10 protein-coding genes, 1 tRNA gene and 3 pseudogenes are annotated in these 17,130 nt (G+C 63.9%); 5 read left to right on the top strand and 9 right to left on the bottom strand.

The window, feature by feature from the left end:
• Nucleotides 1-148: 148 nt before the first annotated feature.
• The 3 genes from AC5ZGW_RS15950 (at nt 149) to AC5ZGW_RS15960 (ending at nt 2,147) form a co-directional block, all read left to right on the top strand.
• Nucleotides 149-970 (top strand): phytanoyl-CoA dioxygenase family protein, encoded by an 822-nt coding sequence (locus AC5ZGW_RS15950; RefSeq protein ID WP_165435059.1) that lies wholly within the window; start codon nt 149-151, stop codon nt 968-970.
• Nucleotides 971-1,063: 93 nt separating this feature from the next.
• Nucleotides 1,064-1,276 (top strand): hypothetical protein, encoded by a 213-nt coding sequence (locus AC5ZGW_RS15955; RefSeq protein ID WP_130223450.1) that lies wholly within the window; start codon nt 1,064-1,066, stop codon nt 1,274-1,276.
• The gene (locus AC5ZGW_RS15960; protein ID WP_130223452.1) at nt 1,266-2,147 is read left to right on the top strand and encodes an NAD(P)/FAD-dependent oxidoreductase; all 882 of its coding nucleotides are present in this window, start codon (nt 1,266-1,268) and stop codon (nt 2,145-2,147) included. Before AC5ZGW_RS15955 ends, AC5ZGW_RS15960 begins: the two co-directional genes overlap by 11 nt.
• A 204-nt stretch (nt 2,148-2,351) precedes the next feature.
• Here the strand turns inward: AC5ZGW_RS15960 and AC5ZGW_RS15965 are convergent, their stop codons facing one another.
• From AC5ZGW_RS15965 to AC5ZGW_RS15990, 6 genes and pseudogenes are all read right to left on the bottom strand, one after another.
• The gene (locus AC5ZGW_RS15965; protein ID WP_130223454.1) at nt 2,352-2,735 is read right to left on the bottom strand and encodes a RidA family protein; all 384 of its coding nucleotides are present in this window, start codon (nt 2,733-2,735) and stop codon (nt 2,352-2,354) included.
• 16 nt (nt 2,736-2,751) lie between these two features.
• Nucleotides 2,752-4,023, bottom strand: a pseudogene (locus AC5ZGW_RS15970) (acetamidase/formamidase family protein); the annotation flags it as partial.
• Nucleotides 4,024-4,100: 77 nt separating this feature from the next.
• Nucleotides 4,101-5,121, bottom strand: a pseudogene (locus AC5ZGW_RS15975) (helix-turn-helix domain-containing protein); the annotation flags it as partial.
• 131 nt (nt 5,122-5,252) lie between these two features.
• A complete protein-coding gene (locus tag AC5ZGW_RS15980) occupies nt 5,253-6,494 on the bottom strand; it encodes an acetamidase/formamidase family protein (protein WP_130223456.1) in 1,242 nt (413 codons plus the stop codon).
• Between the two features lie 52 nt (nt 6,495-6,546).
• Nucleotides 6,547-8,174 (bottom strand): annotated as a pseudogene (locus tag AC5ZGW_RS15985) (amino acid ABC transporter permease/ATP-binding protein).
• Complete coding sequence (locus AC5ZGW_RS15990) at nt 8,174-9,076, bottom strand: ABC transporter substrate-binding protein (protein ID WP_130223458.1); 903 nt, start codon at nt 9,074-9,076, stop codon at nt 8,174-8,176. The pseudogene AC5ZGW_RS15985 and the gene AC5ZGW_RS15990 overlap by 1 nt, the downstream one beginning before the upstream one ends.
• A 553-nt stretch (nt 9,077-9,629) precedes the next feature.
• Between AC5ZGW_RS15990 and AC5ZGW_RS15995 the strand changes: the two genes are divergently transcribed.
• Together AC5ZGW_RS15995 and AC5ZGW_RS16000 are read left to right on the top strand one after the other, a co-directional pair.
• Nucleotides 9,630-9,812, top strand: a complete 183-nt coding sequence (locus tag AC5ZGW_RS15995) for a hypothetical protein (RefSeq protein ID WP_028165620.1) — start codon at nt 9,630-9,632, stop codon at nt 9,810-9,812.
• Nucleotides 9,813-9,921: 109 nt separating this feature from the next.
• A tRNA-Cys gene (locus AC5ZGW_RS16000) sits at nt 9,922-9,995 on the top strand.
• 44 nt (nt 9,996-10,039) lie between these two features.
• Here AC5ZGW_RS16000 and AC5ZGW_RS16005 read toward each other — a convergent pair.
• Genes AC5ZGW_RS16005 through AC5ZGW_RS16015 form a run of 3 tightly spaced genes read right to left on the bottom strand, consistent with a single transcriptional unit; the run spans nt 10,040 to nt 17,026 of the window.
• Complete coding sequence (locus AC5ZGW_RS16005) at nt 10,040-10,759, bottom strand: tRNA-uridine aminocarboxypropyltransferase (RefSeq protein ID WP_130223460.1); 720 nt, start codon at nt 10,757-10,759, stop codon at nt 10,040-10,042.
• Between the two features lie 34 nt (nt 10,760-10,793).
• A complete protein-coding gene (locus tag AC5ZGW_RS16010) occupies nt 10,794-13,898 on the bottom strand; it encodes an efflux RND transporter permease subunit (protein WP_130223462.1) in 3,105 nt (1,034 codons plus the stop codon).
• Nucleotides 13,898-17,026, bottom strand: coding sequence for an efflux RND transporter permease subunit (locus AC5ZGW_RS16015; RefSeq protein WP_130223464.1), 3,129 nt, complete (start codon nt 17,024-17,026; stop codon nt 13,898-13,900). The genes AC5ZGW_RS16010 and AC5ZGW_RS16015 overlap by 1 nt, the downstream gene beginning before the upstream one ends.
• Nucleotides 17,027-17,130: the final 104 nt, after the last annotated feature.

The raw sequence follows: 17,130 nt of genomic DNA on the forward strand, positions 1-17,130 counted from the left end.
ACCAAATAGTTCTGGAACTGATTGGTTCCTATATGAGCGTGCACCTTTCGTCAAGGGCGCACGCGTTCGAATCGCTTGAGCCGATCGCTCAGCTTTCGGCCGTTGGATGAATCTCCTAATGGGATTTCATCCGCCTAATGGAGCCCGCATGTCTGGTTCGAGCAAATTTGCTGTCGACGGTTTCACAACCATCCCGGCGCTCTTTGAAGAGCCGGACTTGCAAGAGATCGAAAAGCAGGTTCACCACCGGCTCGCACAGCCGCATGATCCGATGATGAACCGCGTTGGGAACGATCTCGTCCCGTTGCGCTGGAATGATCCAATCGTCACGCGCTTGCTCTGCCGGACATCCGTGCTCGGTCGGATCAGATCTACAGTCGCGGCTGACGACCTGCGCTGGATTTCGGCCTACATCTCATCCAAAGGCGCCTCTACGCCTGCGCTGCTATGGCACCAGGACTGGTGGTGCTGGGACCACTCCATCAGTTTCGCGCCGACCGCCCCGCAGATCGCAATCCTGTGCTACCTCTCAGACACGAGTGACCGGACGGGCGCATTGCGAGTTCTTCCGGGTTCTCATCTGCGCAGTCTGCCGATCCACTCCGACCTGCCCGAGCCGCATAGTGCGGCCGCCGAGCAGTTGGCGCCCGACCACCCTGCTCTCAGTAACCATGAAGGACAGATCACGCTCAATCTGCGCCGTGGCGATGCAGTGGCGGTGGACTATCGTCTCCTCCATGGAACGCATCCAAATCGCAGCCTTTCACGGCGCGATGCGCTGCTGTTTTCTTTCACGCCGAATTGGCGCTTTCTTCCTGACTCCATTCGCGCGCATCTCGCAATGCATCCGGCCCTGCCAAGTGCTGCTGAATGGCCCACCATCGCCGAGTGGGGAGAAGATCTCTTTCCACGATACGACGGCACGCCGACTTCCCTGCAGATCAATAGAATAGCGCCGTCGCGCACATAGCGTTCACAGCGTCACGTCGCGTTCGATGCAACGGGATGACTTTGTGCCAAGCGCGCCTTGAAACTCGGCACATCATGTAATATACGAAGTTACATGATGCGAGACCGCCGCTCCTCCTCCGTGCTTCATACTCTTTTGCGCATGGCTGAGCCCGGCGAAGCGCTGAACGCCGTTTTGGACGGAGCTTTCGCCGAAGCAGAGGCGCTACTGCTCGATCGCTTCGGCGCCATCACCATCGCCGATCTCAGTGCGGAATTCTCGCGGCGTCATGTGGCGCACAAGGAAAGGAACCGAAATGCTTCATGACGTGATCGTCATTGGCGGCAGCTACGCCGGCATGGCTGCGGCCCTTCAATTGTTGCGCGCCCGGCGCAAGGTGCTCGTCGTTGACGCAGGCGTCCGGCGCAACCGGTTCGCCTCGGAATCCCATGGCTTTCTTGGTCAGGACGGGGTCGATCCGGCCGAGATCGCGCGCACTGCACGAGAACAGCTCACGGCCTATCCGACGCTCACATGGCTCGAGGGAACCGCTACCGACGCCAAGCGGCAAGAAGATGGTTTCGCGGTGACAACAGCCGACGGCGAGTTCTATCGTGGCAAGAGGCTTATCCTTGCCACCGGCGTCAGCGATGCACTCCCTCATCTTGATGGGCTCGCCGAGCGCTGGGGCAGTAGCATCTTTCACTGCCCCTATTGTCACGGATATGAACTGAATGAGGGACGGATCGGTGTAATCGCCACGAGCCCCGACGTGCTCCATCACGTCGTTCTGTTTACGGAATGGGGAGACGTGACGCTCATGCTCAACGGTGCCTTCGAGCCGGACGCGGACGCCCGCGCCGAGCTTGCTGCGCGGGGCGTCGTGATCGAGACAGGTCCTATCGCAGGCATCGAAGGCCACGCAGACGTGAGGCTGCAAGACGGACGCGTCCTGCCTTTCGCCGGCCTGTTCACGGCAACGCGCAACGCGCCCTCCACGCCATTGGCTGAGACGCTTGGCTGCGAATTGGAAACGACTCCGTTCGGCACCCAGATCCGAACCGACGAGACCAAGCAAACGACGGTGCGCGGCGCCTTTGCCTGCGGAGACGTCGCGCGAGCACCGCATTCGGTATCGCTTGCGGTCGGCGATGGCGCAATGGCGGGGGTGCATGTGCACCGTTCACTGGTGTTTTGAGGGGCCCGCATTGGGGAGCGGTCCAGCAATGTAGCGAGATAACGGACGTTTGCGACGAACGCGCGTCGGGGACGCTATTTCCGTGCGTAATGCACTCCGCTCCAACCGCTTGCTCGCGCCACAACACCCTGTGGTTATGGGTCCTCGCTTTCGCGAGGACGACGGCGTGGCGGGCCGCGCGATCAATCGTGAATGCGCCGGCACTCACGGCCGGCGGCACACCAGATCGATCTCGATCAGCGCGTCGTAAGCAAGCCCGGTGACGCCGACGCAAGTGCGTGCCGGCAGGCGGTCCGGCGGGAAATAGCTGCGATAGGTTTCGTTCATGGCGGCGTAGTCTTCCTTGAAGCGCGTAAGATAGATGCGCGACATCACGATGTGCTCGAAGCCGAGACCGAGACCCTCGAGCACAACGCGCAGATTTTCCATCACCGCCTTGGTCTGCGCGACGATGCCGTCGGGCAATACGCCGGGACTAGCGGGCGTGTCTGGCATCTGGCCTGTGACGAAGATAAAGCCGTCGGCCTCGACAGCGTGGCTGAAGGGCGCGACGGGCTTTGGCCCGCCTGCGATCATGTGGAATTTCAATGTCGGTATCCTTCTGTTATCGCGACAGTGCCGCATCCTCGAACAACCGCTTGCTCAGGATCGCATGCACACCCCAATTGCCGTCGACGACCTGGGTGACGCCGAAATCGACCGCTGCCGACATCAGCGCGATCGCCTCGTCCTCGCTGAGACCTTTGATGTTCATCAGGAAGCGCCGCATCTTGCGGAAGGCGTCCTTCATCGCAAGGTCGAGCGAGGACGTCGCATAGACTTCGCTCTGCCCGTGCGCGCCGAACTCGGCGAGATAGTTCGGATGGCTGAAGCCGGTCAGCACCCAATCGGTCGCGGTCTCGATCAGGGGATAGCTGAGATCGGCAAACGGTTGGCCAGCCAGATTGCCTTTCTTGTGCAGGATCACCTGGAACGTGCCGGTCATCGAGCATTCGATCGCCGTTCCGCTCAACTCGCCATCGCCCTGGGCGGCATGGGGATCGCCGACCGAGAGCAGCGCGCCTGGCACCGAGACCGGAAGATAGACGGTCGCCCCCTTGCCGAGCCGCCAATTGTCCAGATTGCCGCCGAAATAGGACGGCGGTACGGAATCGACGAAATCAACTTCGCGCGGCGCGACCGCGATCACGCCGAAATGCGGCCGGAGCGGAATGCGGATGCCGTCGAGCACGGCGTGGCGGCGCCTCACCGAACCAGGTGCGACGGGAATGCCGGGATAATCGTAGGTCGTATGAACCACGCCGAATGGATCGGTCTGCGGCTCCCAGCGGTAGGAATAAAGCGCGCGCGCATGCGGTGTTTCGTCGTGGTCACCTTCGTGACCCGCGAAGTAGATTTCGTAGATCGTCACCGCCTCGCGCGGCTTGGGGCCGGCGAGCAACTCGTTGTAGTGATAGCCCCACCAGGCCGCGACGCTGGAGCCGAATACCCTGCCCTCATAATGCGGATTGCGGCTCGGCCGCGGCACGATATCGAGGATGCGCACCTCCAGGACATCGCCGGGCTGTGCATCCTTGACCGCGATCGGGCCGGTGCAGATATGCACGCCGAACCCCTCGCCCGCGCCGCGCCCGAACACCGAGGCATCCATCGGACCGGCGCCGCGCCGGTCGACGTTCTTGCGGTCATTGGTCCAGCCGAACACGCTTTCGGCGCCGGCATCACCCGTGATCATTCTTTCAGGATCATCAGACGCATGCTGGGTCAGGGTTTCGATCGTGATCGTGTCGCCGGAATTGATCTCGGCTTGCGGCGCAAGCGTGCGGCTGAAGTAGCCCCAATGCACGCGGTTCGCGTCGACGGAGAGATGATGGTGGGCCGCGCGATGCTCCCGTTCGCCTTCGTGCGCCGGCCCCGTTGCGACGGCGGCCATATTCCTTCCGACGCTCGATGGCTGATGCGTTCGCAGTTGCGCAAGCGCCTCCTGCGGCCAGCCGCGCTGACCCGCGGCGATCGACGACGGCGCCGCGCGCTCGGCCTCCTGCTGGCGAAACTCGCGCGGTGGCAGACCAAAGCGATGACGGAAGGCGCGGCTGAAATGCGCGGAGTCGCTAAAGCCGTACCGATAGGCGATCTCCGAGATCGATCGATGCGCCTCCGCCAGGTTCGACAGATCAGCCCAGGCGCGCTGCAGCCGCCGCTCGCGTACATAGTGCGAGAAATTGTCGCCGACGCCCTCGAACAGCTTCTGCAGGTAGCGCTCGGAAATCCCTTCGGCCTGCGCGACACGCGACGGCGCAAGCTCGGGATTGTCGAGGTTGCGCTCGATGGTCTGGCAAATCCGGTGCAGGATCGCCGCTTGCGTGGCGGTACCGGCGACCTCTGAGGCGGGAGAGGTGGACTGGTGCGCAAGCGTCAAGAGAAGATCGACGAGGCTTTGCGCAATGGCCGCCCATTCGATGTCGCTCAGCGTTTCCAGGGTGCGGGAGGTTGCATCCAGCAATCGCGAGAACACATCGGCAAGGCCGGCGGGCGCGACGACGCGGGCTTCGGACGCGATCGGCCTGCCGATGAGGCGGCCGTGCCGCGCTTCGGCTGCAACAGAGAGGATGATCGCGCGCATATCGCGCTGGAACATCAGGCTCCAGTCGCCATGCCGCGGCAGCAGCAGGAGATGGCCAACGGGAACGATACGGTGGCTCGCGCCTTGCCGCAGCATCACGCCGTCCTCGATCGGGAGCAGCGCGATCGGCAATCCCTCGCCCGATTGCGGCAGCGGCGCGATCCCCTGCGATCCCGCCGCGATCCGGGTCAGCGCCACGCCTACGGCGTTGCGATGCGAGGCCGTCGCGTGACCGTCGTCGAATGCGCTTGCGGAAGCCGGCTGCAGGCCGACCGCAGCCAGGACGTCCCGCCATGCCTCCAGGCGGTCGTCTCGCGCGTAGGATTCACTCGTGAACGGACGGAAGCTCATCGGTTCGACCCAATCAGAGCCGATCGAAGCAACCCGCGTGCCAGACAAGCGCAGTCCTCCGCCAAAATGGCGGCGTCAAAACGACGCCGGCAAATTCAACCCACGATCAAAAGCGGTCCATTCTCAAGGCATTAGTCGCACCTGAAGACGTTCTTGCGGATCGTGCCGTGCACGCCCCAATTGGCGTCGACCACCTGGGTAACGCCGAAATCGGCGCCGACCGACATCAACGAGATCGCCTCGTCTTCGCTCAGCCGGTGCACGGTCATCAGGAACCGCCGCAGCTTGCGGAACGCGTCTCGCATCGCACGGTCGAGGCTGGAATGGTTGGCAATCTCGGTCTGCGCACCGGCGCCGAGCTCGGCGAGATAGTTCGGATAGGTGAAGCCATAGACCGACCAGGCATGGTCGGTCTCCAGCATCGGATGCGTGAGGCCCTCGAGCGCGGTTCCGCCGAGATCATTGTTCTTGTGCAGGATGAATTCGAAATCCCCGGTCAGCGAGGTCTCGATCGCGGTGCCGCCGAGTTCGCTGTCGCCTTGCGCGGCATGGGGGTCGCCGACCGAGAAGAACGCGCCGGGGACGGCCACGGGATAATACATCCGCGCGCCCTTCCCGATCCGCCAGTCGTCGATATTGCCGCCGGTATAGCTCGGCGGGATCGAGCTGACATAGTCGGCCTCCGACGGCGCCAGCCCCATGGTCCCGAAATGCAGCCGCGCCGGCACCTTGACGCCGGTGAGGATGTTCTCACGCTTGCGGATGGTCGCATGGTCGACCCGCACGCCGGGATAATCGATGGTGGCGTGCACGATGCCATCAGGGTCGGTCTGCGGCGTCCAGACGTAGTTGTAGACGGCCTTTGCGAACGGCTCGCCCGAGGCGTCGAGCTCGAAAATCGTGATCACCTCGCGCGGCTTCGGCTCTTCGATGAGATCGTGATAATGGAAGCCCCAATTGGCTGCGACGTTCGAGCCGAAGCAGCGGCCGGCGTGGCAAGCGCTGCAGCTCGGACGCGGCCTGATGTCGAGGATGCGCACCTCCAGGACATCGCCGGGCTCGGCGTTCTCGATCGCAACCGGCCCGGTCAAAAGATGCACGCCAAGCCCCTCACCCGCCCCGCGGATGAACGGCCCCTCGGTCGGGCCGGAGCCGCGGCGCGCCACGGCCTTATGCTCGCGCGTCCAGTGGAACACGCTCTCGGCGCCGGGATCGCCTGCGATCATCCGCTCGTAATCGTCATTGGCGTGATGGGTCAGCGTCTCGATGGTGGCGCGGTCGCCCGAGCGCAGCGTCAGCGCCGGCGCGACCTTCTTGCTGAAGTAGCCCCAGTGGACGGTGGCCGGCGAGACCGGCAGGGTAAAGTGCCTCATGCAAGTGCCTCTTCGGGGGATCGGAACGATCGAAGTTCTGGCGCGTGACGCTTCATCTCACCGGCTCCGGCGTCTTGTCGGCTTCCATCACGCTGAGGAAGCGCGCGGTGACGGGATGGCGCGGATTGGACAGCACCTCATGCGCCGGCCCCTCCTCCAGGATCCTGCCGCCGCTCAGGAAGGCGACGCGGTCGGCCACCTCATCGGCGAAGCGGATCTGATGCGTCGAGATGATCATGGTCAGGCCGTCGTCGATGGCGAGCCGCCGGATCACTTCCAAGACTTCGTTGACGAGTTCGGGATCGAGTGCCGAGGTCGGCTCGTCCAGAAGCAGCACGCTCGGGTTCGGCGCCAGCGCGCGGGCGATTGCCACCCGCTGCTGCTGCCCGCCCGACAGGTGCCGCGGCAGCGCATCAGCGCGATGGCTCAGGCCGACGCGGTCGAGCAGTTCGCGCGCGCGACGCTCGGCGTCAATTCGTGTCATGCCATGGACCCAGCGCAAGGGACCCGCGACGTTCTCCTTCGCCGTCAGGTGGCTGAACAGGTTGAACTGCTGGAACACCATGCCGACACCGACATTGGCGCGCTCATTGGCGATCGCGCGCGGCGAGAGCGGCCTGCCGTCGTCGTCGAAGCCGAGCCGCCGTCCCCGACACGCACCGTGCCGGCATCCCAATTCTCCAGATGATTGATGCAGCGCAGCAGCGTACTCTTGCCGGAGCCGCTGGGTCCGAGCAGCGCGATGACCTCGCCGACGCGAACCGTGAGATCCAAGCCGTCGAGCACATCTTGCGCGCCATAGCTCTTGCGCAGATCCTTCACCTCGACGGCGACATTGTTGCGCGCGATCGTCGCGGTGCGTCTGGCACGCTCCGCCGGCGTCAGCGTCCTCGACAGCGGCGCCGGAATGTACGGCTCTATGCGTGCCGCAACGTCGACCGGCGGCGCAGTCTTCTCCGCAAGCTCCAGCTTGGTCAGGAGATCCACCCGACGCCAGGGCAGATAATCGGCGAGCGTGCGCTTACGTGAGGCACGATCGAGATCGAGCAACCATTCCAAGGCGAGCTGAATGCCGCTGATCGCGCCGGTCAACACGAGATAGATCAAGCCGGAGGCGAAGAAGATCGAGAAGAAATCGAAGGTCGAGGACGCAAGCTGCGTGCTTCGCAGCGTCAATTCCTGGACCGCGATCACGGAGGCCAGCGACGAATTCTTCAACGCGCTGACGGACTCATTGCCGAAGGCCGGGATCATGGTGCGGATCGCCTGCGGCGCGATCACCCGCCGCATCAGCACTGCCGGCGTCATGCCGAGCGCCTGTCCCGCTGATATCTGTCCGCGCTCGACGCCGAGCACGCCGGCGCGCAGCATCTCGGCAATGAATGGCGCCTCATTGCAGGCGAGCGCGAGGCCGGCCGCCAGCACGGCCGGCAGTTTGATGCCGATATGCGGCAGCGCGTCGTAGGCGAACACCATCTGCAGGATCAGCGGCGTGCCGCGGAAGATCACGGTGTAGCCACGCGCGATCGCCGACAGCCACCAGAGGTGGCTGAGCTGCATCCAGGCCAGGATCAGGCCGAGGATCAGCCCGCCTGCGAGCCCGAGGGCGGTCACCTCCAGGGTGAGCTCGATGCCCGCGAGCAGGTAAGGCAGGCTGAGATAGTGCAGGAACAGGGACATCAGTTGACGGTCAGCAGGCCCGGTTCCTTGAGATTGTCGGGATCAAGTCCCCACTTCTTGAGCAGCGCGAGCTGGTCGCCGGACTTGTAGATCTCCGTCAGTGCGGCCATCACCGCGTCGCGAAACTTCGGCTTGTCCTTGGGCACGGCAATGCCGACCGAGTACGGGATCGTCACCGCGATCGCCTTCTCGAGCTTGTCCGGATAGGCCTTCACCGCGTTGTCGACGGTGTTGACGTCGTTGATGTAGGTGTCGGCCCGGCCGGCCAGGATCGCCTGGATGCAGTTGGCGTTGTTGTCATAGAGCTGCAGCGTCGGCTCAGGCTTGCCGGCAGCTTTGCATTGGGGAATGAGGGCCTGCACCAGCGGCACCTCGACGAAGCCGGTGTTTTCGGCCGCCGCCGCGCCGCACAGCGACAGGTTGATGCCGTTGATGCCCTTCGGATTGCCCTTGGCAACCAGCACGCCGTCGAACACTTTCGAATAGGTAATGAAGTCGGCCGCCTTCGCGCGCTCCTCGGTCGCGTAGATGTCCGAGATCACGATGTCCGCCTGCCCGCTGGCGAGCGTTGTCAGCAATGCGGCAAAAGTCACGGCCTTGTAGGTCAGTTTGAAGCCGAGGCATTCACCGATCATTTCGCCGAGATCGATGTCGAAGCCGACATACTTGCTCGGGTCTTTCGGGTCGATCGATTCATAGCCCGGCGTGTGCGGGTTGATCGCGTTGACGAGCGTCTTGCCCTTCCAGTCCGGATATTTCTCCTGAAGCGCCGCGCATGCCGCCGGCGCCGCCGCCTGCGCGCTTAGCGGCACCAGAAATCCCGCGGCGACGATCGCGCCCAGAATCGCGCGACGCCACGGAAGTGACGCGTGCCGTGCTTCCCCACAAAGCCATTTCTGCATGTTGCCAGCTCCTCCGACGTTGTCATGGCCACGGCCATGTCCCAAAGCTCGGAACGAAGGCTACGGGGAACCGCTCCGCAAAAGCTTGTCTGGCGGCGTACAAAAAATTGGATGAAGCGGGCCTGCGGTTTGGGCAACGGCTGCTCAAATTGTATTCGAGTCATGGCCCGACGTTTGGGGCGCGCGATTCACTGCTCGAACACCGCGGAGCACACCGCGCTCAGACTAGCCTTCTGCCGACGCAGGCAGGCGACGGGCGCGGCTTTTCAGGGCTGCCGATCGCGTAACACTTGCCTTCATGACCGCGTCTCCCTAAGCTCAATCCTGCTTGCACTGCAGGCGAGATTGGGACTTACGCGAATTCATTTTGGTCAAATGTGATTTTTCTCACAGTGCGGTGGGACCGCGCCGGCAATAGCGTTCATACGGCGCTAGCAAGACTCTGGTAACCAAGTGAGGGGGCGGCTGCCGGATCGCTAAAATTGGAGCGATCCGCTCAATCCGCCCACAAACCCATTTTGCGACGTTGCGCTCACAACCCCCGGAGAGCGCAATGAGCGAAGCTGAATTTGATCTGGTGTTGGACGCTGTGCGAGCAGCCGTCGCCCCGACGCCGCAGGAGGATTTCATGGCTCAGCCATTGCCCCGCTTCCAGCCGCCGCCACGCCCGGCGAATGACAACCAAACGCCCTGGCCGCTCATCCCATTTCCGGATGGTTGGTACGCCTCCTGCTAAAGAGCGCCGCAATGCCGGCGACGCAGCTGGAGTTTCAGAATTCTGCAGGAACCGGTTCGGGGCCGGTTGCCTAAGTCCTTGAACCTCTGTATTGATCCGCCCCGCTTGAGGCCACGTGGCGGAGTGGTTACGCAACGGTCTGCAAAACCGTGTACACCAGTTCAATTCTGGTCGTGGCCTCCACTCATACAATCAATGGCTTACGCCTGATAGATAAGGCGTCGCTTTCATCGCTTCCGGCGCCGAAAATCGCGCTTTTTCGGCTTTGGGGCGAGTTCCGGCATCGCGCGCTGTACCTGGCGATATCTTGCCAGCATCCGCTCGAAGCTCGCATTCAGGGTTTCGGCAATGTCCGGCCGCTTTTCGAGCGCGGCGAGCAGCAGGCCGGCCGCCTCGATCGTGGAAAGTCCATCGCGGCGCGGTTCGCGGCGAAGCTGGCCGTAGCGTGACGGCTGGCGGGGGCCCAGAATCACCCGCTGGCATTTCAGCATCCAGGGATTGCGCCACCACAGCGCCTTGGCCTGGCTCCAGGTGCCATCGAGCAGCACGATGCCTTCGATGCGTCCGAGGATGCTGCGCTGGTTCGGCTCCAGCTCGGCCTTGCGGTCGACGGCAACGACCTCGGCATCGGTGTCGAGATCGGCGACCTTGGCGGAGCCGAGATAGAGCACCGCCCAGCGCGACGGGTCCGCCACCGGTCGCCCCAGCGCCTTCGACAGGCTCGGCCAGGACAGTCCGATCCGCACCACTGCATCCTCGAAGTGGCGCGCGGTCAGCCGTGCGGTGCCGAGCGCCCTATCCTGCTCCTGCGGATGCTGCAGGATCAGGAGCCCGATCCGGTTCTCGATCGGCGTAACACTGTCGCAGATGCACAGCGGCATCGGCTTGCCGCAATGCGGGCAATCCGCGACCGGCTCGGCAAGGATTGTCTGATCTGATTCCGTCATCTGCCCGCTATACGCTACGCGGCCGCCAATTCAACTATTCCGCGGGCGCTGCCAGCGCGGCAGGTTCGGCGCGCCGCCGCAACCGGTCGATCAACAGGTAAATCACCGGCGTGGTGTAGAGCGTCAGGATCTGCGAAACGAACAGGCCGCCGATGATGGTGATGCCGAGCGGCCGGCGCAGCTCCGTCCCGGGACCGGTGGCGAGCACCAGCGGAATGCCGGCAAACAGCGCCGCCATGGTCGTCATCAGGATCGGCCGGAACCTTGCGCTGCAGGCCTCGAAGATCGCGTCCGCCGAGGACAGGCCGCGCTGCCGCTCGGCGTCCAGCGCGAAATCGACCATCATGATGCCGTTCTTCTTGACGATGCCGATCAAGAGGATGATGCCGACAAAGGCGATCACGGTCAGGGGCGTACCGGTCAGTTGCAGAGCCAGCAGCGCGCCCAGCCCTGCGGAGGGCAAGGTCGAGATGATCGTGAGCGGATGGGCCAGGCTCTCATAGAGCACCCCGAGCACGATATACATCGCGACCAGCGCCCCCAGGATCAGGAGCGGCTGCCTTCCGCTGGTCTTGTTGAAGTCGCCGGCGTTGCCGTCAAAGCTGCCACGGATGCCTTCGGGCATATGCAATTCATCCACCGCGCGCTGGATATTCGACGTCGCCTGCTCCAGCGGCACGTTCGGCAGCAGATTGAACGATACCGTGGTCGAGGGGAAGGACTGCGTGTGATAGACGGCGAGCGGCGCCAGCCCTCGCTGATAGTGGACCACAGCCGACAAGGGCACCTGGGCGCCGTTGGCGCCGGCCACGTAGATTCGCTCGAGATTGGACGGATCGGTCTGGAATTTCGGATCGATCTCCAGCACCACCATGTATTGGTTGCGCTGGGTATAGACGATCGAGATCTGCCGCTGCGAGAAAGCGTTGTTGAGCGCGTTGTCGATATCCTGCACACGGACGCCGAGGCTTGAGGCAGTCTTGCGGTCGATCACCAGGTTGAGCTGCAATCCGCCGGGGTCGCGATCGCTGGAGACGTCGGTGATACCTTCGACGGTCTCCATGCGCTTGGCGACGATCGGCGCCCACTTCTGCAACAAATCGAGATCGGCGCTCGAGAGCGTGTACTGGTAGTCGGAATCGCTCTGTCGCCCGCCGGCGCGGACGTCCTGAGCCGCGAACATGAACAGGCGGATCCCCGGCACCATGAACAGGTTGCGGCGCAGGCGATCGATCACAAGCTGTGTCGAAACTCCCCCCCGCTCCTCCGGCGATTTCAGGCTGATGAACATGGTGCCACGGCTGGCGCCGCCGCCCATCCCGCCGCTCCCGAGCGATGAGCCGATGCCGGCGACCGCGGGATCGGCCATCACGATGTCGGCCACCTGTTGCTGCAGCTTGAGCATGGCCTGGAACGAGGTGTCAGCCGATGCCCGCGTCGCGCCGATGACGAAGCCGCTGTCGTCGGTCGGAAAATAGCCCTTCGGCGTCTTAATGTAGAGCGTCACGGTCAGCGCGATGGTGGCAAAGAACACGAGCAAGGTCAGGAACGGAAAATCGAGCACGCCGCGCAGCGTCCACGTATAGAAGCGCACGATGCGCGACAGAGTTCCCTCGATCAGGCGGTCGAACCAGGTGGCGCGGGCGGAGGTCGCTTCCTTGATGTAGTGCGCGCAGATCATCGGGGTGATCGTCAGCGACACCAGGGTCGAGACCAGGATGGCGAAGGTCAGGGTCAGCGAGAATTCGCGGAGCAGCCGTCCGACGATACCGTCCATGAAAATCAGGGGCGTGAAGGCGGCGATCAGCGACAGCGAGATCGAAACCACGGTGAAGCCGATCTGCTTGGCCCCCTCCAGCGCCGCCGGATAAGGCGCCATGCCCTGCTCGAGATTGCGGTACATGTTCTCGATCATCACGATCGCATCGTCGACCACGAAGCCGACCGAGATCGCCAGCGCCATCAGTGACAGATTGTCGATCGAGAACCCGGCGAGCCACATGCCGGCGCACGTGCCCGCCAGCGCCAGCGGCACCGAGACGCCCGCCGCAATCGTCGGCGTCAAGCGGCGCAGGAACACGAACACCACCACCATGACCAGCCCGGCGGTGGCAAGCAGCGTCAGTTGCATGTCGAGCACGCTGGCGCGGATGGTGCCGGTGCGGTCGACGAGGGTGGAAATCTCAAGACCGGCGGGAATCCACTGCTTCAGCTCCGGCAGCATCGCCGTCACCCGGTCGACGGTATCGATGACGTTGGCATCGCCCTGCTTGGTGATCTGGATCAGGACCGCCGGCTGCTTGTTGAACCAGGCGACCGAGCGGACGTTGCGTACGCTGTCTTCGATCTCGGCGACATCCGACAGGCGGACGAAATTGCCGCTCGAGCTCTTGATCAGGATGTTGCGGAACTCGGCGGCGGTCCGCATCTGCGGATTGATCGAGAGCGTCTCGCTCTGGCGGCCGCCATTGAAGATGCCGACCGGTCCGAGCGGATTGGCGTTGACGATGGCCTGGCGGACGTCCTCGGTAGCAATGCCGGCATTCGACAGCGCGACCGGATTGAGCGAGATCCGCACCGCCGGCTGATCGGCGCCCGAGACCGTGACCTCGCCCACTCCCGGCACTTGCGAGATGCGCTGGGCGAGCACGGTATCCGCGACGTCGTACATCGCGCTGGTCGACATCGTCTTCGATGTCAGCGCCAGCACGAATACCGGCGCCGCCGCTGGATTGGCCTTCCTGAAGATCGGCAATGTCGGCAGGTCGGTCGGCAGATCCGCCATCGAGGCGTTGATTGCCGCCTGCACGTCGCGCGCAGCGCGATCAATGTTGCGTCCGATCGCGAACTGCACCTGGATGCTGGTGCTGCCGAGCGAGCTCACCGACGTGATCTGCTCCACGTCCGCGATCTCGCCGAGCCGGCGCTCCAGCGGCGCCGCCACCGTCGCAGCCATCACCGAAGGGTCGGCGCCCGGCCGCGACGCGAACACCCTGATCATCGGAAAATCGACGTTCGGAACCGACGCCACCGGCAGGAACCCATACGCAACGATCCCGATCAGGAACAGCCCGATCGCCATCAGCGTGGTGCCGACCGGACGACGAATGAAGGGCTCCGAGATCGAGATCGACGCCATCACTGCATGCCCTCGGTCGCTCCCGCGACCGGCGGGCCTTGCGGACCCGGGTCCGGTAGCGCGTGCTCGATCCTGCGGTTCAGCCGGTCGAGCGCGAGGTAGATCACGGGCGTCGTGTAGAGCGTCAGCAACTGGCTGAGCAGGAGGCCGCCGATGATGGAAATGCCGAGCGGAAAGCGCAGCTCCGCGCCGGTGCCGCTTTCAATCGCGAGCGGCAGCGCGCCGAACAGCGCCGCCAATGTCGTCATCATGATCGGCCGGAAGCGCAACAGGCAGGCCTGCACGATCGCGTCGTAGGGCGACATGCCCCGATGGCGCTCCGCGTCCAGCGCGAAATCGATCATCATGATCGCGTTCTTCTTGACGATGCCCATCAGGAGAATGATGCCGATCAGGCCGATGACCGAAAGGTCCTGCCCGAACAGCATCAGCGCCAGGATGGCGCCGACGCCCGCCGAGGGCAGCGTCGACAGGATCGTGATCGGGTGGATGTAGCTCTCATAAAGCACGCCCAGCACGATGTAGATGGTGATGATCGCGGCGAGGATCAGCCAGGGCTGGCCCGCGAGCGATCTGGAAAATTCCGCGGCGTCGCCGGTATAGACTCCGACGATGCTGTTGGGCATGCCGATCCGGGTTTCGATCGTCTTCACCGCTGCAACAGCATCGCCGAGTGCCTCGCCGGGCGCGAGGTTGAAGCTGAGCGACACCGCCGGGAATTGCGCCTGGTGCGAGATGGCAAGCGGCGCCGTGGTACGCGTCAGCGTCGCCACCGCCGACAACGGCACCTGCGCGCCGTTCACGCCGGGCAAATACAGCTTGTCGAGAATCGACGGATCGCGCTGATACATCGGCAGCGCCTCCAGCACGACGCGGTACTGGTTGGCCTGCCCGTAAATGGTCGAAATCTGCCGCTGCGCGAACGCGTCGTTCAGGGTATCGTTGACGGCCTGCAGGCTGACGCCAAGCTGGCCGGCGCGCTGACGATTGATATCGAGTGCCGCCCGCAGGCCGGCCTCCTGCGCCTCCGACGACACGTCGCGGAACATCGGATCACGCCGCATCTCGGCGACCAGCTTGCCCGCCCAGCGCGAGACTTCCTTCGCGTCCGTGCCGTTCAGCGTGTACTGGTACTGCGACCGGCTCGACTGTGTCGAAATCTGCACGTCCTGCACCGGCTGGAAATAGATGGTCATGCCGGGGATCAGGGCCGTCTTCTGCTTCAGCCGCGCCACCACCTTCGAAATGTCGTCGCGCCGCTCGCCGAGCGGCTTGAGCGTCATCACCAGCCGGCCGACATTGGTGGTCGGGTTGACCGAACCGGCGCCGATCACGGAAACCACGCCGGTCACGTCCGGGTCCGACTTGATCAGGTCCGCCGCCTTGCTCTGTCGCGCCTGCATTTCAGCGAAAGAGACGTCCGGGCCGGCCTCGGTTACCGCAGTGATCGAGGACGTGTCCTGGAGCGGCAGGAAGCCCTTCGGCGCGATCACATACATGAACAGCGTGAGCGCGATGGTGGCGAAGGTCACCAGCAGCGTCGCGCGCTGGCGCTGCAGTACCCACAACAGCGTGCGATGGTAGAACTCGACCATGCGGTCGATGAAGCGGCTGATGGCGCCAAGGCCCGGCAGCACGAATTCCTCGTCGACGCGCTTCAAGAGCCGCGAGCACATCATCGGCGTCAGCGTCAGCGAGACCACCGCCGAGGTCACGACCGCGATCGTCAGCGTCAGCGCAAACTCGCGGAACATGCGCCCGACCAGCCCGGACATGAACAGCAGCGGAATGAAGACCGCGATCAACGACAGCGTCAGCGAGATCACGGTGAAGCCGATCTCGCTCGCGCCCTTGAGCGCCGCTTCCATCACCGACTCGCCCTCCTCCATGTGGCGGACGATGTTCTCGATCATCACGATGGCGTCGTCGACCACGAATCCGGTGCCGATCGTCAGCGCCATCAGCGACAGATTGTCGAGGCTGAAGCCGGCAAAATACATGATGCCGAAGCTCGTGATCAGCGACAACGGCAGCGCGACGCCCGCGATCAGCGTGGCGCGCAGTGACCGCAGGAACAGCAGCACGACCAGCGTCACCAGCACGACACTCAGGATCAGCGTGAACTGCACGTCGCGTACGGAGGCGCGGATGGTGACGGTGCGATCGCTGACGACGGTCAGGTTGACGCCGGCCGGAATCAGCCGCTGCAGCCGCGGGATCTCGTCGCGGATCTGGCGGACGACCTCGATGACATTGGCGCCGGGTTGGCGCTGGATGTCGATAATAACAGCCGGTGTGCCCTGATACCAACCGCCGGTGCGGTCGTTCTCGAGCCCATCCACGATCACGGCCACGTCGCCGATCGTCACCGGCGAGCCGTTGCGATAGGCGATGATGATGGGCTTGTAGGCTTCCGCCACCGCGATCTGGTCATTGGCGGCGATCGTATAGGCCTGCTGCGCGCCGTCGAGCGATCCCTTCGGGCCCGAGACGTTGGCGCCGGCAATCGCGTTGCGCAGGTCCTCCATCGAGATGCCATAGGCTGCAAGCCGCGCCAGATCGGCCTGCACCCGCACCGCCGGTTTCAGCCCGCCCAATACGGCGACGCGGCCGACGCCCGAAATTTGGCTCAGCCGCTGGCCGAGGATGGTGTCGGCGAGGTCGCTCATCGCACGCAGCGAGATCGTCTCCGACGTCAGCGCCAGCGTCATGACCGGCGCATCCGCTGGATTTACCTTGGCGTAGACGGGCGGGTACGGAAGGTTCTTCGGCAATACCCCCGCGGCGGCATTGATCGCGGCCTGGACGTCCTGGGTCGCGCCATCGATGTCGCGGTTGAGATCGAACTGCAGCGAGATCTGGCTGACGCCGAACGAGCTGGTCGAGTTCATCGATGACAGCGACGGGATTTGTCCGAGCTGGCGTTCGAGCGGTGCCGTAATCAGGGAGGCGATGACGTCGGGGCTGGCGCCCGGCAGTTGCGTCGACACTTGCACTGTCGGGAAATCGACCTGCGGCAGCGCCGAGACCGGCAGCGCGAAATAGCCGAGAGCACCGCCGATCAAAAGCGCGATCCCGAGCAGCGAGGTCGCGATCGGCCGGCGGATGAACGGTTCAGAGACGCCCATGGCTTTGCGTACTCGTCCTTGCGAAGTGATCTCTTTGCTGGAGCATGATCTTTTCGGAAAACCGGTTTCCACTTTTCCGGATCATGCTCTGGGATAGTCGTTGC

The sequence above is a fragment of the Bradyrhizobium sp. Crot121 genome (assembly GCF_059512385.1).